Origin of the sequence: Aeromonas bivalvium, assembly GCF_000819765.1 — a bacterium.
Taxonomy (GTDB): domain Bacteria; phylum Pseudomonadota; class Gammaproteobacteria; order Enterobacterales; family Aeromonadaceae; genus Aeromonas; species Aeromonas bivalvium.
Genome location: NZ_CDBT01000009.1, coordinates 1 through 21,731 on the forward strand (window position 1 = coordinate 1; position 21,731 = coordinate 21,731).

The window sequence follows — 21,731 nt, forward strand, 5'->3', positions numbered from 1 at the left end:
GCCCCACAAAAAATGGACCCTGACGGTCCATTTTTTGTGGGGCGGGTGCCACTGGTTACTCCTCCAGGGGCTCGTCAAACAGCGGGTGGTAGAGCACCTCCCCCTGCAGGCCCGCCAGGCCCCCCGTTTGCAGCTCCATGGCCATGAAGTGCTCACTCGGCACCTCATAGCAGCAGTGCAGACCAAACTCGCTGGCGGGGCGAAAGCCGAAGCGGCCGTAGTAGGCGGGATCGCCGAGCACCACCACCGCCTTCCAGTCCATCTCCAGCGCCGTGTCCAGCCCCTCGCGGATAAGCTCAGAGCCTATGCCCTGGCCCTGCCAATCGGGGTGAACCGCGACCGGGGCCAGGCCAAGCCAGGGTCCCTCCTGTCCATTGATGGTGACGGGACTGAGCAGCAGGTGGCCCATGAACTCATAGTCCTCCTCCTCCACCTGGGTCACCACGGCGGCGCCACACTCGCGCAGGCGATTGACCAGTTCGGCCTCATCATGACGGCCAAAGGCGGCACTCACCAGTTCATAGACCGGCAGCATGTCGCCGGGGCGCTCGGTTCTCAGCATAAGACAGACTCCTGATACAACTTGCCGCCATTATTCCATATAACCGCCGCGGCGCCGGCACGGCTTTGTCGAGAAATGGGAGCCTCGCCCCAGGAAAACGATTGAGTGTCATGGGCGCCGCGCCTCATCTTTCGTCCCCGGGGGCGGCCAGCCGCCAGTGGCGCACCAGGCAATCGGGACGAGACGCCAGGGCGCTCACCCCCAGATCCACCATGCCCAGCTTGGCCATCACCCGGCCCGAGGCCAGATTGGCCGTCATGTGGCAGGCGTTGATCTCGGGCAAGTGGGCGCGCCCAAAGGCAAAGTCGCGCACCAGTCTGGCGGCCCGGGTCGCCAGACCCCTATTTTGCCAGGGCAGCCCCACCCACCAGGCCAGGCTGCCATCCCGGCCCAGGGAGAGGGTACCCACCGCCTCCTCTGCCCCTTCGTCATCTTGGGTGATGGCCCAGCTCCAGCCCTGCCCCAGGGCCTGCCTGCGCCAGCACAGGCGCAGCCAGTCCAGGGCCCCCTCATCCGGGTAGGGGTGGGGGATATTGAGGGTATAACGGCTCAGGGCGCCGTCCCGGCAGTAGCGGCGGATCCAGGTGTCGTCCCCGGGCTGCAGGGGGCGCAGCGTCAAGCAAGCTGACGAGGCAAGGCTCGGGGGTGACGGGGGCGAGGTGGTGACTTCATTCAAGGGCGGCGTGAGCGGAGCACTCACTTCGCTCAGGGCAGGGATGGTCAGGTGCTTGGCCAGCAGCCGGGTCAAGGCTGGCCCCAGGGGATCGCCAGGGGCCAGATCCTGATCCCCACCGCACGGCCCCAGGGTCAGCAACCCCAGTTCCCGGGCCAGCACCTGCAAGGAGAGAGAACCGCTCAGCAGGATCTGCCGATTCGGCAGCTCAGCCCCCAAAGAGTCGGGGGCCGGGGTCAACCAGTCGGCCAAGAGCTGGCTGGCCTCGAGCCAGCCATCTGGCTCACAGCCAGGGGGGATGGCGCCTTGGGCACCTGGACCCCCTCTGCCTGGGTGATCCAGCAGCCACCAGCCATGGCCAGCCTGACGCCAACGGGCCAGCACCGGCAACCAGTGGGGTGCAAGCAGCTCGCCATCGATCAGCAGACCCAGGGGAGAGCGCCTCGGCCAGGCGGCAGCCTTGTGAGCGGTCACTTGGCCTCAGGGCGCCAGTCTGTCTATCTGCCAGCCTGCCCCTTCCCGCCGATAGAGGAAGCGGTCATGGAGCCTGTGCTCGCCCCCCTGCCAGAACTCCACCGTGTCGATCACCACCCGGTAGCCGCCCCAGAAGCTCGGCAGCGGCACCTCGCCATTGGCAAACTTCTGCTTGAGCTCGAGAAACTTGGCCTCCAGCACGCCTCGGGCACTGATGCGGGAGGATTGCTGGGAGACCCAGGCCGCTATCTGGCTATCCTTGGGACGGCTGTGGAAATAGCGCATCACCTCGAGGGAGCCGAGCTTCTCCACCCGGCCCGTCACATGCACCTGTCTGTCGAGCATGTGCCAGGGGAAGAGCAGGCTGATGCGGGGATTGCCCGCCAGCTGGCTCGCCTTGCGGCTGCCCATGTTGGTGTAAAACAGCATGCCGGCATCGTCGAAGTGCTTGAGCAGCACGGTGCGCTGCCAGGGCTGCCCCTCGCCATCGACGGTCGCCACCACCATGGCGGTGGGATCGGAGAGCCTGGCCTCGCAGGCCTGCCCCAGCCACTTCTCGAACAGGACCAGAGGCTCGGCGGGCAGATCCGCCCGGTGCAGCCCCCCCTTGATGTATTCACGGCGCAGATCGGCAACATCCATCATCTTGTTTTTCCTTCTTTATTTTCCCATTCCCCGTCCCATGGCGACGGGCATGTTCTGGCTGGCATTGTGCGACGAGCCCGCCCTCGCCACAAGCCTCAACTGCGAGGGGAGGCCCATGGCCTCCCCTCTGCTGCTGCCTTGCCTGACGGCCTCCCTCATCGGGAGGACAAATACCTGGCCGCTGGCCTCTTTTCTCCAGCGGCGCGCCATGGCCGCCTTATTTCTCCTCATCGGAAGGACAGTGGCCGAGCATCTGACGATTGTACTCGGCGGCGAACTCGGTCAGCGCCTGTTGCCTGGCCTCTTCCCCAGGCCTGACCATGTCCACCAGCCCCGTCAGATAGCGTGTGCCGCAGCGGGCCTTGGCGGCCTGCTGCTGCTCGGCCGCGATGCCCGGCGCCATCTGGCCACGCCCGGCCCGTATGATGAGGCGGTGATCGCCCCGCGCCAGGTGCTCGTCCAGTGCCTGGGCCAGATCCGGTACCACTGTGCCAGGCAAAGCCGCATCGGGCTGGGGAACCCCCTGGGAGCTGGCATCGGCCTGGCAACCGGCGAGCAGGAGGAGCCCCAGGGGCCAGAGGGCCTTCATCGGGCCCCCCAACGCCGGCTGGCGCCCCCCAGGGCGAGCAGCAGCAACAGCCAGGGGCCGGGACTGCCGCCACCGCCACCTCCCTCCTCGCTCGAGTCGACGTCGGGCGCCGTCGGCGTGACCGGCTGGCTGACGCTGCCTATGGTGCTGCCGCTGCCCGCCAGCCTCAGTCTGGGGCTCATGGAGAAGAAGATGTTGTCGCTACAACTCAGCTTCAGTCGGCCCTGATCCGAGGCGGGCAGGGTCGGCAGCAGCAGAGTGGCGGCGCCGCTGTTGGCGATCCCGCTCGCCAGCAGGCTCCAGGATTGGCCATCGTTGGCGCTCAGCGCCACGTCCACCTTGCCGCAGGAGATGGGGGCAAGCTGGCTGCCCGCCACCTGCCAGGCGATGGCCAGGGACTGCTGCTCCGCCAGGGTGCCGTCCAGGGGGGCGGTCAGCCTGAAGCTGGAGCCTGTGTTGACCACCTGCACCTGCATCTCGTCGCTGACGACCCCACCCTTGCCGTCGCGGGCCGTCAGGCGAAAGTTCAACGTGCGGTTGGTGGTCGGCCAGGCTTCCCCCTTGGCCAGGGTGCCGCTTTGCAGGGAACTCAGGCTGGGCAGGATCCGCTGGCTCGAGGTGCCGGGCGCCACGAAGGGGAAGATGGGACGGCTGCCGTCATCGACCATGGTGGCCAGGCTGCTGGAGGCGGTGCCCAGATCGATCTGCTCCCAGTTGTAGTTCAGGCTGTCGCCATCGAGATCCGAGCCGCCGCCGCTGAGCAGGAAGGGGGTGTTGGCCGGGATCACGTAATCCTTGCCCGCCGCCACCTGGGGCGCATTGTTGCTCAGCGCCTCCCCCGTGCCGCAGTTGGGGTAACGGGCCATGTGGACCCGCATCTGCTCGATGGACTTGCTGTGGAAATAGGCCAGGCTGCGACTGCCCAGGTTTTCCTCCCCGCACAGGCCGGCATAGCCCATGATGGAGCTGCCGCTGCCCGGCTCCCAGGCCTGGCTGGCGCTGCGGCTGCCACTGCCGCAATCCGCCGTGGTGCCGTTGAAGGTGTGCTCTGCCCCCAGCTGATGGCCGAGCTCGTGGGAGACATAGTCGATGAAGAAGGCGTCCCCCACGGGAGCCGAGGACCCCGTCACCCCCTGGGATTTGAAGTTGGAGAGGCACAGGCTGCCCACCACGGCCAGGCCCCCTCCCCCTGTGTTGAGCACATGGCCGATATCGAACGCAGTGCCCCCCAGGGCCCCCGCCTGCACGCTCTGGTTCTTGGTCATGTCGCTGCTGTCATTGCTGAAGGGGTCGGTGGCGGGATCCGTATAGATGATGAGGTCGTTGTTGGGGATGAGCTGGAAGTTCACCCCCAGATCCCGCTGATAGACCTCGTTGACCCGATTGAGCAGGGTAGCGATGGCCGCCAGGGCGCCAGCCTTGGTGCCATTGTGATACTGGGTGTACTCCCCCGTGGCCGAGATGGCGATGGCATAGCGCCTGCGCTCGTTGCCGCTCACCAGCACGGCCCGGGCGGCGGCCAGGGGCTGGCCCAGCACCTCGTCGGCCTGCTGATCCAGCGGGGTCAGGGCATCGCGCTGATCGTACACCACATAGCCAGCTCCATCGGCCAGGGGGTCGACGAAGATGAGCCGGCCCTGGTGCCGGAACATGCCGTGAAAGCCGAGGGGGCCCAGCTCGAAGCGACCGGTATCGCGCCCATCCTGCAGGCTCTGGCCGCTGAAGGTGAGGATCTCGGGATACTTGGCCGCCAGCGCCGCCGGCAGCAGATCATTGGCCGTCAGGGTGAAACCGACCTCTCCCCCCTCCGGCAGAGGCAGCATCAGGGTGCGGACGCCATCGGCCAGCGCCGTCAGCTGACCGCCGATCTCGTCAACCTGGCGAAAGGCCCGGGCCCGTACCTGCACGCCGGCGTCCTCCTGACCTCTGGCCGCCAGGGTATTCCAATGGGGCGTCGACTGGGCCCAGGCCTGCCCACCGAGCAGGGGCATGCATAACAGAAGCATTCGCATCGACATCATCTGGATATCCTTATCGTCTGTGCCATGGGCGGTCGCAAAAGGCGGTTGCGCCGACAAATAACGGGATCATGGCCGTTTATCGGGGGGGCGGCAAGCACCGCGGTTGCGCCAATCTGGTCTAACCCCTATCATTGCGCGGATTTCTTCGGCCAAGGTTAATCTCATGCTCAAGTCCCCACTGTTGCCCCGTTTCGGGGATCTGGTTGATGCCATTCTTGACGACGTTCTGACTCAGGGACTCACCCTGGACAGAGCCTACGCCCGTCATTTTTCCGGCATCGAACTCAAACCCCAAGAACAGGCAAGGATTGCCCTGGTCACCGGCGATCTGCTGCGTCGCCTCAGCCTCTACTGCAACCTGTCCGGCATTCAGGTGCGGCAGGCGGCGAAGAACGTCTGGCCGCTGCTGCTGGCCTGGCATGCGTTTCACAAGATTAGTATGCCCAACCACCCCAGTCTGGATCGCTTCAATGAAGAGGCATTTCGTCGCCGTCTGACCGAGGCCAAGAAGAATCCTGTGCTGATGGATGGTTGCCCCAGCTGGCTGGAGAAGCTGGGCAGCGAGCAGCTGGGAGAGAGCTGGCCCGCCGAGCGCGCCGCCCTCGCCTGGATGCCCAAGCGCTACCTGAGGGTCAATACCCTCAAGTGCACCCGGGAGCAACTGCAAGCCGCCCTGGCCAAGGAGCAGGTCAGCACCATCCCGGTCGAGGGGGTAGCCTCCGCCCTGCAGGTCACCTCTGACGCCGCCCTGTTTCGTACCAAGGCCTTCGCCGATGGCTGGTTCGAGCAGCAGGATGCCGGCTCCCAGCTGGTGGCCGCGGCCCTCGACGTCAAGCCCGGGATGCGGGTCATCGACGCCTGCGCCGGTGCCGGCGGCAAGACGCTGCACATCAGCGCCCTGATGGAGGGCAAGGGTCGCCTGCTCGCCATGGACGTGGAAGAGTGGAAACTGGAGAACCTCAAGCAGCGCGCCCGCCGCGCCGGTGCCCACAACGTGGAGACCCGGGTCATCACCAGCAGCAAGACGGTCAAGCGCCTGAAAGAGAGTGCGGATCGGGTGCTGCTGGACGTGCCCTGCTCAGGCCTGGGCGTGCTCAAGCGCAACCCGGACGCCAAGTGGCGCGACACCGCCGAGCGTCTGCCCGTGCTGATGGCGCTGCAAGAAGAGATTCTGCAACGCTACAGCCAGATGACCAAGGTCGGCGGCATGCTGGTCTATGCCACCTGCTCCATACTGCCGGCGGAAAACCGTCAGCAGGTAGACAAGTTCCTGGCCGCCAACGAGCACTTCCGCCTGCTGGATGACCATAACGTCAGCCCGAGCCAGACCGGCTTCGACGGCTTCTATATGGCCCGCCTGGAGCGCATCGCCTGAGGCTGAGCCCAGGGCGCAGCAACAGCCGCAAAAAAGGAGGGGAGCCACTGGCTCCCCTCCTTTTTTATGCTGGCAAACTGCGCCGCCTGACGGCCGCGCCAGGGAGCGTCTCCCTTATTCGGCCGCGTCGTCCTGCTTGTGCTTCGCCGCCACTTCCTTGATCAGGGTCTGCAGCTCGCCCGCCTGGAACATCTCGATCATGATGTCACAGCCGCCGACCAGCTCGCCTTCGACCCACAGCTGGGGGAAGGTGGGCCAATTGGCAAACTTGGGCAGCTCGGCGCGGATGTCCGGGTTCTGCAAGATGTCCACATAGGCGAACGGCTCGCCGCAGGACATCATGGCCTGGGAGGCCTGGGCAGAGAAACCGCAGCTCGGAAGCTTGGGGGACCCTTTCATGTAGAGAATGATGGGGTTCTCGGCCAGCTGCTGTTTAATCTTTTCAATAGTTTCCATAGGTGCCTCACTAGAGCGATTTCGGCGCTCATTCTACTGCAAAGTCCGCCGACCACAAACCGGCAAACCGCAAAGCCGCTGTTTATCTCTCCCTCAATACCAGGCGATTTGATCTCGATCATGGCAAGAATCAAGAGTTGTGACGCCATCTTTGATGCTGTTACAATCGTTCGGCCCATTGGGCGCCCGTCCTGGCCATGCGAGGACGCTTGCCCAATTACGTAAAATGATGCTTTTCGCCTGAGAAAAGCCGATGCAATGTCTTGCAACCGTCGCTTTCGCACGGCCAGCCAATGGAGAGTAGAAAATGGCTTTCGAACTTCCCGCTCTGCCCTACGCAATCAATGCTCTGGAACCGCACATCTCCCAGGAAACCCTGGAATACCACCACGGCAAGCACCACAACACCTATGTGGTCAACCTGAACAACCTGGTGCCGGGTACCGAGTTTGAAGGCAAGTCTCTGGAAGAGATCATCAAGACCTCCACTGGCGGCATCTTCAACAACGCCGCCCAGATCTGGAACCACACCTTCTACTGGCACTGCCTCTCCCCGAACGGTGGCAACGAGCCGACTGGCGCCCTGGCCGACGCCATCGCCAAGCAATTCGGCTCCTTCGCCGAATTCAAGGATGCGTTCACCAAGTCTGCCATCGGCAACTTCGGTTCCAGCTGGACCTGGTTGGTGAAGAAAGCCGACGGCTCCCTGGCCATCGTCAACACCTCCAACGCCGGCTGCCCGCTGACCGAAGCCGGTACCACGCCGCTGCTGACCGTCGACCTGTGGGAGCACGCCTACTACATCGATTTCCGCAACCTGCGTCCCAAGTACATGGAAACCTTCTGGGCCCTGGTCAACTGGGAATTCGTGGCCAAGAACCTGGCTGCCTGAGTCGCCGAGTCTTGCTGACAACACCCCGCACTGCGGGGTGTTTTGTTATGGCAGGCCGGCACCCTAAGCTGAAAGAGGCGCCCACGGGCGCCTCTTTCTATTTCAGGATGAAGGGGATAATCACTGGTCGATCTCGTCCAGATACTCATCCAGATTGCCCTCGTCCTGACGGCCGGTCTGGGGTCTGGCACCATCGCCAAACGGCACGTTACGCCCCTCGATCTTGCTCTGATCGTATTGCAGATAGAGGCCCTTGGTGAAGGCGTAGGGGTCGAGGGAGTTGTCCACCACCCGCTCCTGATCGATGAGCTTGGAGCGAGTCCCCACTCCGTCCAGGGCCCAGTGCACCACCTTCATCGGGAAGGTCAGCAGGGCATAGGGGAAGTAGAGGGTGTCGATGGTGTCACCAATCAAGTCACGGGTGGTGGTGGGACCATAGACGGGGAACATCAGATAGCCCCCCTCCCCGATGTCGGCACGGCCGATAAGGGTGCTCATCTCCAGCATGTTGCGCTCCAGCCCCAGGTGCTTTGCCACGTCGAAGATGCCGAGCAGACCCAGGGTGGTGTTGAGAGTGAAACGGCCCAGGTTGTTGCCGGCACCGGACAGATCGCCACTGATCAGGTGGTTGACCATGCTGCTCGGCTCATCGAAGTTGTTGACGAAGTTGTCTACCCCCTCCTTGACGCTGTCCGGCACATAGTCCGCATAGCTGTGGATCACGGGACGGGCGACATAGGGCTCCAGCACGTCGAAGTTGACCGCCCACATGGCGCGGTTGACGCCCTGGAAGGGATCCTGGGGATCATCGGCCGTGCTGGTTGCCCCGGGGGCGCTGTGGTTGCTGAGCCCCAGATCCAGGCTCTTCGGACCCGGTTTGGGAGGGCCGCCGGCACAGCCACCGAGCAGCAGTGCCAGGATCCAGGCTCCAAATCGTATTGGCATACTGATTTACCTTGAGAAAATCACTTTGGACAGTGTGATGATTATAAGCGGCTCGGCCCCATGGGGGCCGAGCAAAGATGACTATTAGAGGGCGCGATCGATACGGATGTCAATCGGCACTGTCGGAATTGTCGCTGTTGATACCGGGGTCGATAAGCCTTCGAAGGCCCCCTCCCGGTTCATGACATTGCCCCCCTCGGAGAGCCGCGCCTTGAACTGCAGCTCAGGATTGGCCCCCAGCTTGCTGCCTTCGATCATGGCATCCCCATCCCCGAGGGAGAGGGTGAGCGGCAGCCTAGGATCCTGAATGCGTTTGACCGCGATCGGCATGGGTGAGCCATTGGGCACCACGGCAAACACGAACAGATAGGGATCCTTGGGCATCTGGATGCCGGGCGCCAGTGTGATATGGAGGGGAAACTCCCCCGGTTTCACCGCCGGTGCCGCTTCATCCTGAGCGCGAGTCGCACTCGGCGCACGCTTGGCCAGCTGCTGCTGCGCATACTCGATGGAGCGCTGGATCATCACCTCGCGGTTCGATCCCTTCTCCATCAGAGGCAGCATGGCCTGCCAGCGGGCGATGGCCGTCTCGAAGTCCTCTTTTTGCAGCGCCATGAAGGCATAGGTGGAGCGCGCCTCCAGATCCTGGGGGTCGCTGGCGATGGCCTGCTGCAACAGGGTATCGGCCTTGGCCTCGTCGCCGCTCATCATCAGCGCCTGGGCATAGGGTACCGTCACCAGGTGTTTGTCCGGCGCCATCTTGTAGGCGCGCTCGAGGGCACTGAGGGCCGTGTCGGGATCATTGCCATCCAGGGCCAGACGCCCCAGCAACAGCCAGCCGCGGTAGTCACCCGGCTCCTCGGCCAGCCGGGTACGCAGCCCCAGCATGAACTCCTGCAGATCCTGCTCGGTCACCTCGCTGTCCCGCTCGATCAGGATGCGGTTGCTGAGCTCGGGCAGGCGGGCACTGACCGACTGCCAGTGCTGCACCTCCTGCCAGGCGCCGAGCTTGGCGTAGAGCCCGAGGCTCACCACCACCAATACCAGAACGCCGGGGATCCAGAGCAGGCTGCGCCCGGCGCGGGCGGTCTGCTCCACATCCGGGATGTCGTCGAGCAGGCTGCGCTGCAGCTCCACCAGGGATTCTCCCTCCTCGGCCAGGATCCCCTGCTCCCGCTCCTCGCCAATTTCCAGCACCCGCTGGCGATAGAGCGCCTTGTTGAGGTCGGAGCGGCTGATGGTGTGATGGCTGCTCGTTTGCAGCAGCGGCAGGGCCAGGGTCAGGCTCACCAGTGCCAGCAGGGCAATGATGGCAATCCAGAATGCGATCATGGTTTCTCTTCCTCTTTGAGCAGCGCCGCCAGACGGTTGCGCTCCTCCTCATTCAATCCTTGCGGGGCGGCCTGTCTGGCCCTGGGCACCTTGCGGGCCCGTGCCAGCATCACCCCGAGGCCGATCACTATCACGCCGAGCGGACCCAGCCAGAGGATCAGGGTGGAGGCCATCATGGGCGGGTCATAGAGGATGAAGTTGCCGTAGCGCGCCACCATGTAATCGATGACCTCCTGCTTCTCCTTGCCCTGATGCACCATCTGGTAGGTCTTGTCCCGCAGATCCTTGGCCAGCCCCGCATTGGAGTCGGCGATGTCCTGATTCTGACACTTGGGGCAGCGCAGCTCGCGGGTCAGCTCGCGAAAGGTCTGCTCCTGCTGTTCATTGTCGAACTGGTAGACGTCGATGGCCGCCAGGCTCAAGGCAGGGGTGAGCAGCGCCAGGGTCAGCAGCAGGCGAGTAAGGGTGGATCGTCGCATCATTTCATCGCCTCATAGATGGGCTTGAGGGTGGACTGCCACACCTGGGCGTTCACGTCCCCCACGTGGCGATAGCGAATGATGCCCCGGGAGTCGATGAAGAAGGTCTCGGGGGCGCCGTAGACCCCGAGATCCAGCCCCAGCATGCCGTCCGGATCGTAGAGGTTGACCTGATAGGGGTCCCCCAGCTCGGCGAGCCATTTCAGGGCCTTGTCGCGCTCGTCCTTGTAGTTCATGCCGACGATGGCCACCCCCTGCCCCGCCAGCTCCTTGAGATAGGTGTGCTCGGCGTAACAGGTGGGACACCAGGTGGCCCAGACGTTGAGCAGCATGGGGCGCCCCTTGAACAGCTTGCTGTCATGCTGCTTGTTGAGATCCTGCAGGTCCTGCAGGGTGAACAGGGGGACCTCCTTGCCGACCATCACCGACTCGAGCTTGCGGGGGTCGGAATAGAGACCCTTGAACAGAAACAGGGCACCCAGCATGAAGATGATGAAGGGGATCAGAAACAACCAGGTCTTCTTGCTCATGGCTTGGCCTCCTCCTCGCGACGGCCGAAACGATAGCGCTTGTCCAGCATGGCGAGCACGCCGCCGATGGCCATGAAGACGCCGCCAAACCAGATCCAGCGCACGAACGGCTTGTAGTAGATGCGGACCGCCCAGGCTCCGTTATCCAGGGGTTCCCCCAGCGCCGCATAGAGATCCCGGGTGAAGCCGGCATCGATGGCCGCCTCCGTCATCGGCATGCGACTGACGATATAGTTGCGCTTCTCCGGCTTGAGCAGGGCCACCTGCTTGCCGCCGCGATGGACCTCCAATATGCCCTTGAAGCCTTCGTAGTTGGGGCCGTTCTTCTCCTGGATGCCGGCGAAGACGAACTCGTAATCGGCGAAGTGCACCCGATCGCCGGCCTGCATGCGCAGGTCCTTCTCGATGCTGTAGTTCTGGGTGCAGGCGATGCCTATGATGCTGACCGCCAGCCCCACGTGCCCCAGGATCATGGCCCAGTGGCTGTTGCCAAGGCGGCGCACCCCGGTGGCGAAGCCGTGCTTGTGGGTGGCCCGCACCCAGGTCTCCTGCAGGCTGGTGATGATGATCCAGGTGCCAAGACCGATACCGAGCGCGGCCCAGGGCTTGAACGCCTCGGCGAAGAGCCAGGGCAGCAGCAGGGCGGTGGCCAGACTCAGCACCAGGGCGAGGATCACCTTGCCCTTGAGCTCCCCCAGGGCCTGACGGCGCCAGCGGAACAGGGGCCCCAGCCCCAGCAGGGCGGCAAACGGGATGATGAGCCAGCTGTAGATGTGGTTGAAGAAGGGGGTACCGATGGAGATGCTGCCAAGCCCCAGCTCCTTGTGCACCAGGGGCAGCAGGGTGCCCAGCAGCACGGCGAGCAGGCCCGCCACCAGCAGGACGTTGTTGCCAAGGAGCAGGGTCTCCCTGCTCCACAGCTCGTGCTTGCCGTGGCTCTTGACCTGGGAACCCTTGAAGGCAAACAGCAGCAAGGAGCTGCCTATCACCGCCAGCAGGAAGCCCAGGATGAAGAGGCCCCGGGTCGGGTCCGAGGCAAACGCATGGACCGAGACCAGCACCCCGGAGCGCACCAGGAAGGTACCGAGCAGGCTCAGGGAAAATGCCGAGAGCGCCAGCAGCACTGTCCAGGCCTTGAAGGTGGCCCGCTTCTCGCTGACCGCGAGCGAATGCAGCAGGGCTGTGCCCGCCAGCCAGGGCATGAAGGAGGCATTTTCCACCGGATCCCAGAACCACCAGCCACCCCAGCCGAGCTCGTAATAGGCCCACCAGGAGCCGAGCACGATTCCCAGGGTCAGGAAGACCCAGGCCGCCATGGTCCAGGGGCGGGACCAGCGCGCCCAGGTGGCGTCCAGACGCCCCGTCATCAGAGAGGCGATGGCAAAGGCGAAGGCCACCGAGAAGCCCACATAGCCCATGTAGAGCATGGGGGGATGGAAGATGAGACCCGGATCCTGCAACAGGGGGTTGAGGTCACGGCCATCCACCGGGAAGTACGGCAGGGTGCGGGTGAAGGGATCCGAAGTGAACAGCACGAAGGCGGTGAAGCCCACCGCGATGAGACCGAGCACCCCCAGCACCCGCGCCACCGCATCGAGCGGCAGGCTACGGCTGAACAGGGCCACCGCCGCGGTCCAGCCCCCCAGGGTTAGCACCCAGAGCAGCAATGAGCCCTCATGGGCACCCCACACCGCCGAAATCCGGTATTGCAGCGGCAGCAGGCTGTTGGAGTTGGTGGCCACATACTGCACTGTGAAGTCGTTGTCGATGAAGGCCCAGGTCAGGCAGAGGAAGGAGAGCAGCAGCAGCAGGAACTGGGCATAGGCGAGCGGACGGGCCGCCTGCATCATGCCAATGCGTCCCCACTTGGCGCCGATCAAGGGGTAGCTGCCGAGCAGCAGCGAGGTGGCGAAGGCCAGGATCAGGGAGAACTGACCCAGTTCCGGGATCATTGACTATTTCCTTTCGATGGCAGGGTGAAACGAGGTGAACACTGGGCCGACGGGATCATGACTTGCTCCCCTGCAACTGCGCCTCTGTGTATTCCGGCTTGTAGTGCTGCATCCCCTTGAGGGCATCGGCCACTTCCGGCGGCATATAGTTCTCGTCGTGCTTGGCGAGCACCTCAAACGCCGCCACCGTCCTGGCATCCTCCAGGGTGCCCTGGGCCACTATGCCCTGCCCCTCGCGAAACAGATCCGGCAGTATGCCGTCATAGGTGACGGTGACCCGCTCGCCGCTGGCGTCGATGAGATCGAAGGCGACCCGCAGGCTCTGGGCGTCCCGCTTGACCGAGCCCGGCACCACCATGCCGCCGATGCGCAGCCGCTGGCCCTCCTCGGGTTTGACCTTGTCGGGCCCCTTGCCCTGCACCAGCTCCCCCGGGGTGTAGAAGAGGTCTATGTTCTGGCTCAGGGCATAGAGCATCAGGCCGATGGCGGCGGCAACGCCGGTGCTGATGGCCAGTATGATGGTCAGACGCTTCTTGCGGCGCGGGTTCATATCAGGATCTCCGTCGAAGATGAGGCGGGGAAAGAGGCCGGGAGGCTCACAGGGTATTCTCCATCTGCCGGGCCGCCTGACGGCGGGACTCGCGAGCCTGCTTGTTGCGCAGCTCCTCCAGCAGGCTGCGCCGCTTGAGGCGCGTGCTCACTATGATGCCGATGAGGCTGAGCCAGGAGAGGCCGAAGGAGAGCCAGACATAGAAGCCGTAACCGCCCATGGCCAGAAAATCGCTCAAAGAAGAGAAGTGCATGTCATTGCTCCCGCTCGGCCAGGGCCTTGACCCAGGGTCTGTGCCACTCGCGCATGATCAATTCGTTGCGAAAACGCATCAGGGTCAGGGCGCCGAGGAAGGTGGCGAACGCCACTATCATCACCAGCAGGGGCCAGAGCATGCTGGGGGCGATGGAGGGCTTGGCCAGCTTGGTGATGCTGGCGCCCTGATGCAGGGTGTTCCACCACTCCACCGAGTAGTGGATGATGGGCAGATTGATGACGCCGACCAGGGCCAGGATACCGGCGGCGCGGCCCGCCACCACCTTGTCGCTGAAGGCGTTGTAGAGGGCGATGACCCCCAGGTAGAGAAACAGCAGAATGAGCTCGGAGGTGAGCCTGGCATCCCATACCCACCAGGCGCCCCACATGGGCTTGCCCCAGGCGGCGCCGGTGAGCAGGGCGATGAAGGTGAACACGGCGCCGACCGGGGCGATGGCGGCCACCGTCATGTCCGCCATGCGCAGTTGCCACACCATGCCGATGAAGGCGGCGATGGCCATGGTGGAGTAGGCCCCCATGGAGAGAATGGCGGCGGGCACATGGAGATAGATGATCCGGAAGGAGTCACCCTGCTGGTAGTCGGCGGGGGCGAAGGCCAGCCCCCAGACGGTGCCTATGATGAAGGCGAGCAGGCTGATCACGGCAAACCAGGGCAGTAGCCGGCCCGCCAGGCGATAGGCCTGCTCCGGTTTGGCATAGGGGTGCAACCATTTCCACATAGCTCACAAAACCTTTCTGTTATTGATATCGTCGGCGCCGCCTACCTTACTCACTGCTCCCGGCGTGCAAATACCCCGAAAGAAATAAGCGGCACTCTCCTTGATCCATCGCAACCTATTGGCCCGCAAAGGGCGGCGTCGGGCCGGGCAGGCGCGCGCATTATCCCCGACCAATGCCAACCCAGGGTGAACAGGGTCGGTGAAGGCGGTCAATATTTCCTCACCCTCGTCAGTTCACACTCACCCGCAGCGCCGCCGAGACCGCGAACGGGGTCATGGTCAGAGCCCCCGCCAGCATGGCCCCCAGGATGGCGAGCTGGCCGCTGTAGGGCAATCCCATGCTCGCCGCCTCGATGGCCGAGGTGGCGAAGATGAGCACAGGGATATAGAGCGGCAGTATGAGCAGGCTGAGCAGCACGCCCCCCTTGCGCAGGGCCACCGTCAGGGCCACGCCAATCGACCCCAGCAGGCTGAGGATGGGGGTGCCCAGGGCCAGGGTCGCCGCCATGGCGAGCCAGGTGTTCAGGTCCAGGGAGAGCAGCACGGCGATGAGGGGCGAGATGAGCAGCAAGGGCAGCCCGGTCAGCAGCCAGTGGGCCGTCACCTTGGCCAGGGCCAGTAGGCCCAGGGGATGGGGCATCAGCATCATCTGCTCCAGGGCGCCGTCGGCAAAATCATCCCGAAACAGCCGCTCCAGGGAGAGCATGGCCGCCAGCAGGGCCGCCACCCAGATGATGCCGGGGGCGATGCGCGCCAGCAGCTGGGGCTCTGGGCCTATCCCCAGGGGGAAGAGGGTGATGACGATGAGGAAGAACCAGAGCGGATTGAGGATGTCGGCCCGCTGGCGAAACGCCATCAGCAGCTCGCGCCGGATCAGGGTCAGCACGGCGTTCAGCATGCGGCCTCCATGGGGCGAGACGCGAGGGAGAGGCTCTTGATCCGCCCCTGCATCAGGCTCATCTCCTGGTGGGTGGTGAGCACCACCATGCCGCCGCGATCGGCATGGTCCAGCATCAGCCGCTCCAGCACCTTGACCCCCTGCTTGTCGATGGCGGTGAAGGGTTCATCGAGCACCCAGAGTGCCGGACGCTCGCTCAGCCAGAGCCGGGCCAGGGCCACGCGCCGCTGCTGCCCCGCCGAGAGCTGGGCGCTGGGGTAATCCTCGAAGCCGGCCAGCCCGACCCGGGCCAGGATCTGCCACAGATCCGCGCCATCGGCATCGCTCTGATGCAGCTTCTGGTAGAAACCGAGGTTCTCGAGGGGGGTGAGTCCCCCCTTGACCCCGGGCTGATGGCCCAGGTAGAGCAACTGGTCATGGTAGTCGTCGCGGCAATGGCGAATGTTCTCGCCATTCCAGCGTACCTCGCCGGCAAAGGGCTGGGAGAGGCCGATGAGCAGACGCAGCAGGCTGGTCTTGCCCACCCCGTTCGGGCCCTCGATTTGCAGCAGATCGCCGGGGGAGACGGAGAAGGAGAGGTGCTCAAACAGGGTGCGATCTTCACGCACGCAGCTCAGATTGTGAACGTCAAGCAGCATGGGGACGGGTTCAGATGAAAAAGGAGCGGCCTGCATCTTAACACAGTATTGGAATGGGTCTTTTCAAAGATGGGCAGCCGGCGTCGGTTTTGTGGGAGAGATCCCGCTGCGGGCTCGTCCGTTGCCGGCAAGCGCCGGCCAAGGGGTCATGGGAGGGAAATGCAACGGGAAGGCCGCAGCCTTCCCGGGGATCAGGGTCGACCCTTTCGCAATGAGATCAACAACTCGGCTTCCGCCTTCGGCAGTTCGCACTCGTTCATCACCTCGTCCAGATCCGCTCCCAGCTCCACCATCTTGGCGGCGCGGCTGTAGAGCCGGCGATCCGGATCCTGCAGGGTCAGCTCCTGCTGGCGATCCCCCAGCTGCTGCGCCAGGGTCTCGACCCCTTGCAGTCGCTGGCCCATGCCGATGGCCCCGCTGTGCAGCTCCATCATCTGCTTGCGCAGACTCTCGAGCTGCCCCTGCAGGGCCGCCGCCTTCGCCTCGGACTCCTGCCCGGCCCGGCGCGCCTGGCGCCATCCGGCCAGTGCCACCCCCAGCGCCAGCAGGGACAACCCCAAGGCAATCGCTTCAACTATCAATCTGTCATCCTCGTCTGCTCGCGCCAGGTTCAACCCGGCGCACGGGCCGGCATCGCCCCGGCAAAGGGGCAAACCCGGCCTCATCCATTGGCCGCAGCCTTAGAGGGAGCCGATATCGTCCCACTCTTCGTCTGACAGCAGCTTGTTGAGATCCACCAGGATCAGCAGTTGGCCATCGCGATTGCTGACCCCCTGAATGAACTTGGCGCTCTCCTCTGTGCCCACGGCGGGCGCCGCGTCTATCTCGGAGGAACGAAGGTAAACCACCTCGGCCACGCTGTCGACCATGATGCCGATCACCTGCTTCTCCGCCTCTATGATGACGATGCGGGAGTTTTCGCTCACCTCACCGCCGGGCAGGCCGAAACGGGAGCGGGTGTCGATGACGGTCACCACGTTGCCGCGCAGGTTGATGATGCCGAGCACATAGTCGGGCGCGCCGGGCACAGGGGCTATCTCGGTGTAGCGCAACACCTCCTGCACCTGCATCACATTGATGCCATATGTCTCGTTCTCGAGCTGGAAGGTGACCCACTGCAACACTTCGTCTTCCGCCAGGTTCTGGGCAATATTGCGCTTTTCTGTCATGTCTTGTTCCTTGTATGAAAACGTCTCGTTCCGGCGAAGGGTGGCGATCAGCGCCCCGTGATATTGACGCCCCGCGCCAGCAGTACCAGCAACTCCCTGACGTGAAGCAGGGCACACATCTTCTCTTTGACCATGCCGGCGAGCCAGGGGCGCTTGCCCTCCTGGTGGCGCCACTTGACCTGATCCCGATGCAACAGCTCGGTCCCTTTCAGGTGGTGGCAGGCCAGTCCCCAGTTGGACTCACCCAGCATGATCAGATATTGATAATCGGTCACCTCGAGCTCCTGATCCGGCATCACCCAGAGGGCGGTGTCCACCACGCTCATCTGCTGCTCCCGCTGGGTCATGATGCCACGATACCACTTGGGCTGACCAAACAGGGCGCTGACCTCCCCCAGTTGATGAATGCCGCCAAGCTCCATCAGGGGCACGGCGAAGGTGACCCCGGCCACCTCGAAGAAGAGGGCCTGAAACTCGTTGCCCACCTCGATATTCTGCCAGGCCTCCGGCGCCGGGGCGACGACGGCGGCCTCAAGGTTGGCGGTCTGCACCTCGGGAGGCGCGAGCGGCACCGCCACCTCGACCTGCGCCTGGGGGAGCACAGTCTCGGTCTCGATCTCCACCCTGGGTTCGGGCTCGGCCGCCAACGCACTCGGCACTGGGCTGACCTCGCTCGCCAGGGCGAAGGCGTCGCGCTGCGGCTCCTGGCCCAGGGCATCCATGTCGACCCGCACCTTGCTCACCTGGGCCAGCAACTCGCTCAGCTGGGCCCTGCGCTCGGGCTCCACCTCCGCATAGGGGACAGAACGCTGGCGGATCGCCAGGGGCTGACGGGCCGGGACCAGGGGCGGCGCCTCCTCTTGCAGCAGCTCATCTTGCAACAAATCATCGATCAGCAGGGAATGGAAATAGTCATCCATCGCCCGGGTCTGGGTGATCTCACTCATACCACCACCTCCTGCACCCGTTTACGCTCCAGGGCGTCCAGGTGGGTCAATAACGTCTGATAGGCATAACAACCCCGGCTGCCGGGGGCAAAGATCGAGGGCGGCATGTGTTGCAGGCTGGCATCCCGAAACTTGGTGTCGATGGGGATGACGGCATTCCACACCGCCTCGCCATACTGCTCCTTGATGGACTGCAACGTCATCAGGGAGGCCCGGGTCCGCTTGTCAAACATGGTCGGGATCACGGTGAAGCGGAACTTGTCCCGCTTGGAACGCTGCATGATCTCGAAGGTCTTCATCATCCGCTCCAGCCCCTTCAGGGCCAGGAATTCGGTCTGCACCGGCACCAGGATGCGATCGCAGGCGGCCAGGGCGTTGACCATCATGACCCCGAGCACGGGAGGACAATCGATCAGCACATAATCATAGCTGTCCTGGATGCGCAGCAGCGCCCGTTTGAGCACCAATCCCATCCCCTCCCGGTTGCCCATGACCCTGTCCAGGGTGGCGAGGGTGATGGAGGCCGGCAGCAGGCTGATGTTGTCGAACCGGGTCTTGAGGGTCACCTTGTTGACCAGCTCGGCGCTGGGCTTGACCGCCTGGAACAGCTCGTAGAGGGTCCCCTCGAGCCGATCCGAGTCATAGTCGAAATAGGAGGTGAGGGAGGCATGGGGATCCGTGTCGATCAGCAACACCCTTTGCCCCTTCTGGGCGAGGATCCCGGCCAGTGAGACGACTGTGGTGGTTTTACCTACCCCACCCTTTTGATTGGCAACCGCCCAGACAATCACAGTGTTAATCCTGTCTCGTGGTAATTCGTATGCCGCCGCCCGGTAAGGCAATGACGTTGATGTCCTGTGCGTCCGGCCGAGGCGCCGCCGCTTCGCGCCTGGCCATGACGGGCTCGGGGGCCGGTGTGACCGGGGCCACCCAGCGCAGGCGGGAGATGGCGACCACCACCTGACGATTCTTGGCCCTGCCGGCCTCGGTTTCATTGCTGGCGAAGGGGGAAAACTCGCCATACGCCTCGAAAGCCAGCCGCTCCGGCCGCACGCCCTCGACAATGAGGGCGCCGAGCACCGCCTCTGCCCTGGCCGCAGACAGCGCCCAGTTGGAGCTGAAAATCTCATTATGGATCTGCTGGTTATCGGTATAGCCCCTCACCCTCACATAGTTATCGACCGGTTTGAGAATACTTGAGAGGCTATTGAGCAGGGGCGAGGCATTGGGCCCCATGAAGGCGCTGCCGCTCGAGAACAGCAGCGCCGAATCCAGGGCGATATTGAGCCACTCCTCGTCCCGCTTGATGTCGATGAGACCGGCATCCTGCAAGGGGGCCAGCGCCTTGCGCAATCGATCGTCCAGCTCGGCCAGGGGCTCTCCCTCCTGGGCGATGGGAACCCCAGAGATGGGGGCCAGGGCGCTCGCCTGGGCCTGGGCGGCCTCGGCGAGCAGGGGCTTGCCCGAGGCCCCTGCCGGGGGCAGGATGGCGGGGCCTTCCCGCTCCAGCAGCCCCTCCCCTTGCAGGGGACGCCCCTCGAACGCCTGGGTCATCCCCTCGATCACCGCCCGGTACTTGTCCTTGTCGACCATGGCCACCGAATAGAGCACCACGAACAGGGCGAAGATCAGGGTCATGTAATCGGCATAGGAGACCAGCCAGCGGTCCAGCTGTTCATGGCCCCTCAGGTGAAGACGATAGCGCCTGCGCATGCTCACTCCCCCTTGAGGTAACTCTTGAGCCGCCGCTCCAGCTGCAGACTGTTGTCGCCATGGGCGATGGCCAGCAGCCCCTCCAGGGTCATCTCCTGATAGAGGCCATAGTGGTAATGAAAGGCGCGCAGCCTGTTGCCCAGGGGCAGGTAGATCAGGTTGGCAAAGCCCACCCCGTAGATGGTCGCCACGAAGGCCACCGCGATGCCGGCGCCGAGCGCCGCCGGATCCTCCAGGTGGAACATGGCCTGGATAAGGCCCAGCACCGCCCCTATGATGCCGATGGTCGGGCTATAGCCCCCCATGGCCTCGAACACCCTGGCCGCGTGCTCGTTGCGCTCCTGACTGAGGTCGATGTCGGACTCGAGCAGCTGGCGGATCTGTTCCACCGGCACCCCGTCCACCAGCATGGCCAGCCCCTGGCGGGTGAAGGGATCCGTCTCCTCGTCCGCCGACTCCTCCAGGGCCAGCAGCCCCTGCTGGCGAGCCAGCTGGGCCCAGCGTTGCAGCCGCTCCCCCTGGCGGGCCAGATCCCAGGCCGGGGGATTGAACACCCAGCCGAGCTGGGCACAGGCCTGCAACAGGTATTGGCGCGGGGTCTGCAATATGACGGCCCCCAGGGTCCCCCCCACCACGATGAGGAAGGCGGGACCGTCGAGCAGGGTCTGCAAGCTGCCCCCATGCCACCACTGGGCGAGGGCGATGGCCACCAGGGCCAGCAGGAGACCGAGCCATCCCATCTAGCGGCCCAACTCGACCAGAATGCGCTGGGCGACCCTGTCCAGAGGCAGGGATTCGGAGGCGATCCCCGCCTTGGCGACCGCCTGGGGCATGCCGTAGACCACGCAGGAGGCCTCGTCCTGAGCCCAGATGGTGGCCCCCTGCTCCTTGAGCAGGCGAGCCCCGTCACGGCCATCGGCCCCCATGCCGGTCAGCACGATGGCCAGCACCTTGTCGCCATAGGTCTTGGCGGCAGAGGCGAAGGTGATGTCGACACAGGGCTTGTAGTTGACCTTGTCGTTGCCGTCGATGATGCGAAGACGGGCGCCGGCGCCGCGTCCCTCCAGCAGCATCTGCTTGCCCCCCGGCGCCAGATAGGCGTGACCGGGCTTGAGCACGTCGCCATCCTGCGCCTCCTTGACCCCGATCTGGCACAGGCCATTGAGGCGAGCCGCAAAGGCGGCGGTGAAGGTGGCCGGCATGTGCTGGATCAGCAGGATCGGATGGGGGAAATCCAGGGGCAGCTTGGTCAGCACGTTTTGCAGCGCCACCGGGCCGCCGGTGGAGGTGCCGATGGCCACCAGCTGATAGCTCTTGCCGCTGCGCTTGAAGCTGGCGGCAGGTTGAGGCCGCTCCGCCAGCGCGGGTCGTTCGGCCAGCAGGGGGCGCTCGCGCAGGGAGGCGGCCCCGGACGCCGCCTTGGCGACGGGGGCGCTCGCCACCGGTTGCGGGCGGGCGGACATCAGGAAGCGCTTGCGGGCTATCTCCTTGACCCGCTGCTGCAACAGGCGCACCGCCTCATCCTTGTCACGGGCGATGTCTTCGAATTTCTTGGGTAAAAAGTCCAGGGCCCCGGCGTCCAGGGCATCCAGGGTGGAGCGGGCTCCCTCATGGGTCAGGGAGGAGAACATCAGTATGGGGGTGGGGCACTTGGCCATGATCTCCCGCACCGCACTGATGCCATCGAGCACGGGCATCTCTATGTCCATGGTGATGACATCGGGGCGCAGGGCGATGGCCTTGTCCACCGCCTCACGGCCGTTCTGGGCCGTGTCGATGACGGTCAGCTGGGGATCCTGATTGATGATCTCGCTGACCCGGCGGCGGAAGAAGCTCGAATCGTCGACGACTAATACCTTGACTGCCATTGTTATTTTTCTAACTCCTTGGACCCGA

25 protein-coding genes are annotated in these 21,731 nt (G+C 64.3%); 2 read left to right on the forward strand and 23 right to left on the reverse strand.

Annotated elements, in window-relative coordinates; genetic code table 11:
- Positions 1 to 55 precede the first annotated feature (55 nt).
- The 5 genes from BN1119_RS03295 to BN1119_RS03320 all read right to left on the reverse strand — a co-directional run bounded on the left by BN1119_RS03295 (position 56) and on the right by BN1119_RS03320 (position 4,949).
- Positions 56 to 562 (reverse strand): GNAT family N-acetyltransferase, encoded by a 507-nt coding sequence (locus BN1119_RS03295; RefSeq protein ID WP_041993905.1) that lies wholly within the window; start codon positions 560 to 562, stop codon positions 56 to 58.
- Positions 563 to 686: 124 nt separating this feature from the next.
- Positions 687 to 1,709 carry a GNAT family N-acetyltransferase gene (locus BN1119_RS03300; RefSeq protein ID WP_052448017.1) on the reverse strand — a complete coding sequence of 341 codons (1,023 nt, stop codon included), beginning with the start codon at positions 1,707 to 1,709 and terminating at the stop codon, positions 687 to 689.
- A gap of 6 nt (positions 1,710 to 1,715) precedes the next feature.
- Entirely contained in the window at positions 1,716 to 2,354 is a 639-nt protein-coding gene (gene pdxH, locus BN1119_RS03305; protein WP_084205266.1) for a pyridoxamine 5'-phosphate oxidase, read from the reverse strand.
- 217 nt (positions 2,355 to 2,571) lie between these two features.
- On the reverse strand, positions 2,572 to 2,943 hold the full coding sequence (locus BN1119_RS03315; RefSeq protein ID WP_041993911.1) for a hypothetical protein: 372 nt from the start codon (positions 2,941 to 2,943) through the stop codon (positions 2,572 to 2,574).
- Positions 2,940 to 4,949 (reverse strand): reprolysin-like metallopeptidase, encoded by a 2,010-nt coding sequence (locus BN1119_RS03320; protein ID WP_041993914.1) that lies wholly within the window; start codon positions 4,947 to 4,949, stop codon positions 2,940 to 2,942. The genes BN1119_RS03315 and BN1119_RS03320 overlap by 4 nt, the downstream gene beginning before the upstream one ends.
- Before the next feature lie 178 nt (positions 4,950 to 5,127).
- Here BN1119_RS03320 and BN1119_RS03325 point away from each other — a divergent pair, with 178 nt between their 5' ends.
- Positions 5,128 to 6,339: an RsmB/NOP family class I SAM-dependent RNA methyltransferase gene (locus BN1119_RS03325; protein WP_041993917.1), complete on the forward strand. Its 1,212-nt coding sequence runs from the start codon at positions 5,128 to 5,130 to the stop codon at positions 6,337 to 6,339.
- Positions 6,340 to 6,453: 114 nt separating this feature from the next.
- Here the strand turns inward: BN1119_RS03325 and BN1119_RS03330 are convergent, their stop codons facing one another.
- Positions 6,454 to 6,795, reverse strand: coding sequence for a Grx4 family monothiol glutaredoxin (locus tag BN1119_RS03330; RefSeq protein WP_041993920.1), 342 nt, complete (start codon positions 6,793 to 6,795; stop codon positions 6,454 to 6,456).
- Positions 6,796 to 7,102: 307 nt separating this feature from the next.
- Between BN1119_RS03330 and sodB the strand changes: the two genes are divergently transcribed.
- Positions 7,103 to 7,687 (forward strand): superoxide dismutase [Fe], encoded by a 585-nt coding sequence (sodB, locus tag BN1119_RS03335; RefSeq protein WP_041993924.1) that lies wholly within the window; start codon positions 7,103 to 7,105, stop codon positions 7,685 to 7,687.
- Between the two features lie 120 nt (positions 7,688 to 7,807).
- Here the strand turns inward: sodB and BN1119_RS03340 are convergent, their stop codons facing one another.
- The 17 genes from BN1119_RS03340 to BN1119_RS03420 form a co-directional block, all read right to left on the reverse strand.
- Positions 7,808 to 8,632 (reverse strand): MlaA family lipoprotein, encoded by an 825-nt coding sequence (locus BN1119_RS03340; RefSeq protein ID WP_041993927.1) that lies wholly within the window; start codon positions 8,630 to 8,632, stop codon positions 7,808 to 7,810.
- An 84-nt stretch (positions 8,633 to 8,716) separates the two neighbouring features.
- Positions 8,717 to 9,964, reverse strand: a complete 1,248-nt coding sequence (gene ccmI / locus BN1119_RS03345; RefSeq protein ID WP_041993930.1) for a c-type cytochrome biogenesis protein CcmI — start codon at positions 9,962 to 9,964, stop codon at positions 8,717 to 8,719.
- Positions 9,961 to 10,443: a cytochrome c-type biogenesis protein gene (locus BN1119_RS03350; protein ID WP_041994028.1), complete on the reverse strand. Its 483-nt coding sequence runs from the start codon at positions 10,441 to 10,443 to the stop codon at positions 9,961 to 9,963. The genes ccmI and BN1119_RS03350 overlap by 4 nt, the downstream gene beginning before the upstream one ends.
- Entirely contained in the window at positions 10,443 to 10,973 is a 531-nt protein-coding gene (locus BN1119_RS03355; RefSeq protein WP_041993933.1) for a DsbE family thiol:disulfide interchange protein, read from the reverse strand. Before BN1119_RS03355 ends, BN1119_RS03350 begins: the two co-directional genes overlap by 1 nt.
- Positions 10,970 to 12,925, reverse strand: coding sequence for a heme lyase CcmF/NrfE family subunit (locus BN1119_RS03360; protein ID WP_041993936.1), 1,956 nt, complete (start codon positions 12,923 to 12,925; stop codon positions 10,970 to 10,972). Before BN1119_RS03360 ends, BN1119_RS03355 begins: the two co-directional genes overlap by 4 nt.
- Before the next feature lie 55 nt (positions 12,926 to 12,980).
- Positions 12,981 to 13,475 carry a cytochrome c maturation protein CcmE gene (gene ccmE / locus BN1119_RS03365; RefSeq protein ID WP_041993939.1) on the reverse strand — a complete coding sequence of 165 codons (495 nt, stop codon included), beginning with the start codon at positions 13,473 to 13,475 and terminating at the stop codon, positions 12,981 to 12,983.
- A 46-nt stretch (positions 13,476 to 13,521) separates the two neighbouring features.
- Complete coding sequence (gene ccmD / locus BN1119_RS03370) at positions 13,522 to 13,728, reverse strand: heme exporter protein CcmD (protein WP_041993942.1); 207 nt, start codon at positions 13,726 to 13,728, stop codon at positions 13,522 to 13,524.
- Position 13,729: 1 nt separating this feature from the next.
- Positions 13,730 to 14,470 carry a heme ABC transporter permease gene (locus BN1119_RS03375; RefSeq protein ID WP_041993945.1) on the reverse strand — a complete coding sequence of 247 codons (741 nt, stop codon included), beginning with the start codon at positions 14,468 to 14,470 and terminating at the stop codon, positions 13,730 to 13,732.
- A gap of 229 nt (positions 14,471 to 14,699) precedes the next feature.
- Positions 14,700 to 15,368 (reverse strand): heme exporter protein CcmB, encoded by a 669-nt coding sequence (gene ccmB, locus BN1119_RS03380; RefSeq protein WP_041993947.1) that lies wholly within the window; start codon positions 15,366 to 15,368, stop codon positions 14,700 to 14,702.
- Positions 15,362 to 16,006 carry a cytochrome c biogenesis heme-transporting ATPase CcmA gene (gene ccmA / locus BN1119_RS03385; RefSeq protein ID WP_041993950.1) on the reverse strand — a complete coding sequence of 215 codons (645 nt, stop codon included), beginning with the start codon at positions 16,004 to 16,006 and terminating at the stop codon, positions 15,362 to 15,364. Before ccmA ends, ccmB begins: the two co-directional genes overlap by 7 nt.
- Before the next feature lie 191 nt (positions 16,007 to 16,197).
- The gene (locus BN1119_RS03390; RefSeq protein WP_084205269.1) at positions 16,198 to 16,584 is read right to left on the reverse strand and encodes a DUF2802 domain-containing protein; all 387 of its coding nucleotides are present in this window, start codon (positions 16,582 to 16,584) and stop codon (positions 16,198 to 16,200) included.
- A 102-nt stretch (positions 16,585 to 16,686) separates the two neighbouring features.
- A complete protein-coding gene (locus BN1119_RS03395) occupies positions 16,687 to 17,175 on the reverse strand; it encodes a chemotaxis protein CheW (RefSeq protein ID WP_041993956.1) in 489 nt (162 codons plus the stop codon).
- A gap of 47 nt (positions 17,176 to 17,222) precedes the next feature.
- Positions 17,223 to 18,122 carry a chemotaxis protein CheW gene (locus BN1119_RS03400; RefSeq protein WP_041993959.1) on the reverse strand — a complete coding sequence of 300 codons (900 nt, stop codon included), beginning with the start codon at positions 18,120 to 18,122 and terminating at the stop codon, positions 17,223 to 17,225.
- Positions 18,119 to 18,913: a ParA family protein gene (locus BN1119_RS03405; protein WP_041993961.1), complete on the reverse strand. Its 795-nt coding sequence runs from the start codon at positions 18,911 to 18,913 to the stop codon at positions 18,119 to 18,121. Before BN1119_RS03405 ends, BN1119_RS03400 begins: the two co-directional genes overlap by 4 nt.
- A 4-nt stretch (positions 18,914 to 18,917) precedes the next feature.
- Positions 18,918 to 19,835 carry an OmpA family protein gene (locus BN1119_RS03410; protein WP_041993964.1) on the reverse strand — a complete coding sequence of 306 codons (918 nt, stop codon included), beginning with the start codon at positions 19,833 to 19,835 and terminating at the stop codon, positions 18,918 to 18,920.
- A gap of 2 nt (positions 19,836 to 19,837) precedes the next feature.
- Positions 19,838 to 20,575: a flagellar motor protein gene (locus BN1119_RS03415; RefSeq protein WP_041993967.1), complete on the reverse strand. Its 738-nt coding sequence runs from the start codon at positions 20,573 to 20,575 to the stop codon at positions 19,838 to 19,840.
- Positions 20,576 to 21,703, reverse strand: coding sequence for a protein-glutamate methylesterase/protein-glutamine glutaminase (locus BN1119_RS03420; protein ID WP_041993970.1), 1,128 nt, complete (start codon positions 21,701 to 21,703; stop codon positions 20,576 to 20,578).
- Positions 21,704 to 21,731: the final 28 nt, after the last annotated feature.

Coding starts and splice junctions, on each gene's coding strand:
- BN1119_RS03330 (WP_041993920.1), bottom strand. CDS start 6,795: ATGGAAACTATTGAAAAGATTAAACAGCAGCTGGCCGAGAACCCCATC.
- BN1119_RS03295 (WP_041993905.1), bottom strand. CDS start 562: ATGCTGAGAACCGAGCGCCCCGGCGACATGCTGCCGGTCTATGAACTG.
- BN1119_RS03360 (WP_041993936.1), bottom strand. CDS start 12,925: ATGATCCCGGAACTGGGTCAGTTCTCCCTGATCCTGGCCTTCGCCACC.
- ccmD (WP_041993942.1), bottom strand. CDS start 13,728: ATGCACTTCTCTTCTTTGAGCGATTTTCTGGCCATGGGCGGTTACGGC.
- BN1119_RS03375 (WP_041993945.1), bottom strand. CDS start 14,470: ATGTGGAAATGGTTGCACCCCTATGCCAAACCGGAGCAGGCCTATCGC.
- BN1119_RS03325 (WP_041993917.1), top strand. CDS start 5,128: ATGCTCAAGTCCCCACTGTTGCCCCGTTTCGGGGATCTGGTTGATGCC.
- BN1119_RS03355 (WP_041993933.1), bottom strand. CDS start 10,973: ATGAGCAAGAAGACCTGGTTGTTTCTGATCCCCTTCATCATCTTCATG.
- BN1119_RS03350 (WP_041994028.1), bottom strand. CDS start 10,443: ATGCGACGATCCACCCTTACTCGCCTGCTGCTGACCCTGGCGCTGCTC.
- BN1119_RS03395 (WP_041993956.1), bottom strand. CDS start 17,175: ATGACAGAAAAGCGCAATATTGCCCAGAACCTGGCGGAAGACGAAGTG.
- BN1119_RS03315 (WP_041993911.1), bottom strand. CDS start 2,943: ATGAAGGCCCTCTGGCCCCTGGGGCTCCTCCTGCTCGCCGGTTGCCAG.
- BN1119_RS03340 (WP_041993927.1), bottom strand. CDS start 8,632: ATGCCAATACGATTTGGAGCCTGGATCCTGGCACTGCTGCTCGGTGGC.
- ccmA (WP_041993950.1), bottom strand. CDS start 16,006: ATGCTGCTTGACGTTCACAATCTGAGCTGCGTGCGTGAAGATCGCACC.
- BN1119_RS03415 (WP_041993967.1), bottom strand. CDS start 20,575: ATGGGATGGCTCGGTCTCCTGCTGGCCCTGGTGGCCATCGCCCTCGCC.
- ccmI (WP_041993930.1), bottom strand. CDS start 9,964: ATGATCGCATTCTGGATTGCCATCATTGCCCTGCTGGCACTGGTGAGC.
- ccmB (WP_041993947.1), bottom strand. CDS start 15,368: ATGCTGAACGCCGTGCTGACCCTGATCCGGCGCGAGCTGCTGATGGCG.
- sodB (WP_041993924.1), top strand. CDS start 7,103: ATGGCTTTCGAACTTCCCGCTCTGCCCTACGCAATCAATGCTCTGGAA.
- pdxH (WP_084205266.1), bottom strand. CDS start 2,354: ATGATGGATGTTGCCGATCTGCGCCGTGAATACATCAAGGGGGGGCTG.
- BN1119_RS03320 (WP_041993914.1), bottom strand. CDS start 4,949: ATGCTTCTGTTATGCATGCCCCTGCTCGGTGGGCAGGCCTGGGCCCAG.
- ccmE (WP_041993939.1), bottom strand. CDS start 13,475: ATGAACCCGCGCCGCAAGAAGCGTCTGACCATCATACTGGCCATCAGC.
- BN1119_RS03400 (WP_041993959.1), bottom strand. CDS start 18,122: ATGAGTGAGATCACCCAGACCCGGGCGATGGATGACTATTTCCATTCC.
- BN1119_RS03410 (WP_041993964.1), bottom strand. CDS start 19,835: ATGCGCAGGCGCTATCGTCTTCACCTGAGGGGCCATGAACAGCTGGAC.
- BN1119_RS03420 (WP_041993970.1), bottom strand. CDS start 21,703: ATGGCAGTCAAGGTATTAGTCGTCGACGATTCGAGCTTCTTCCGCCGC.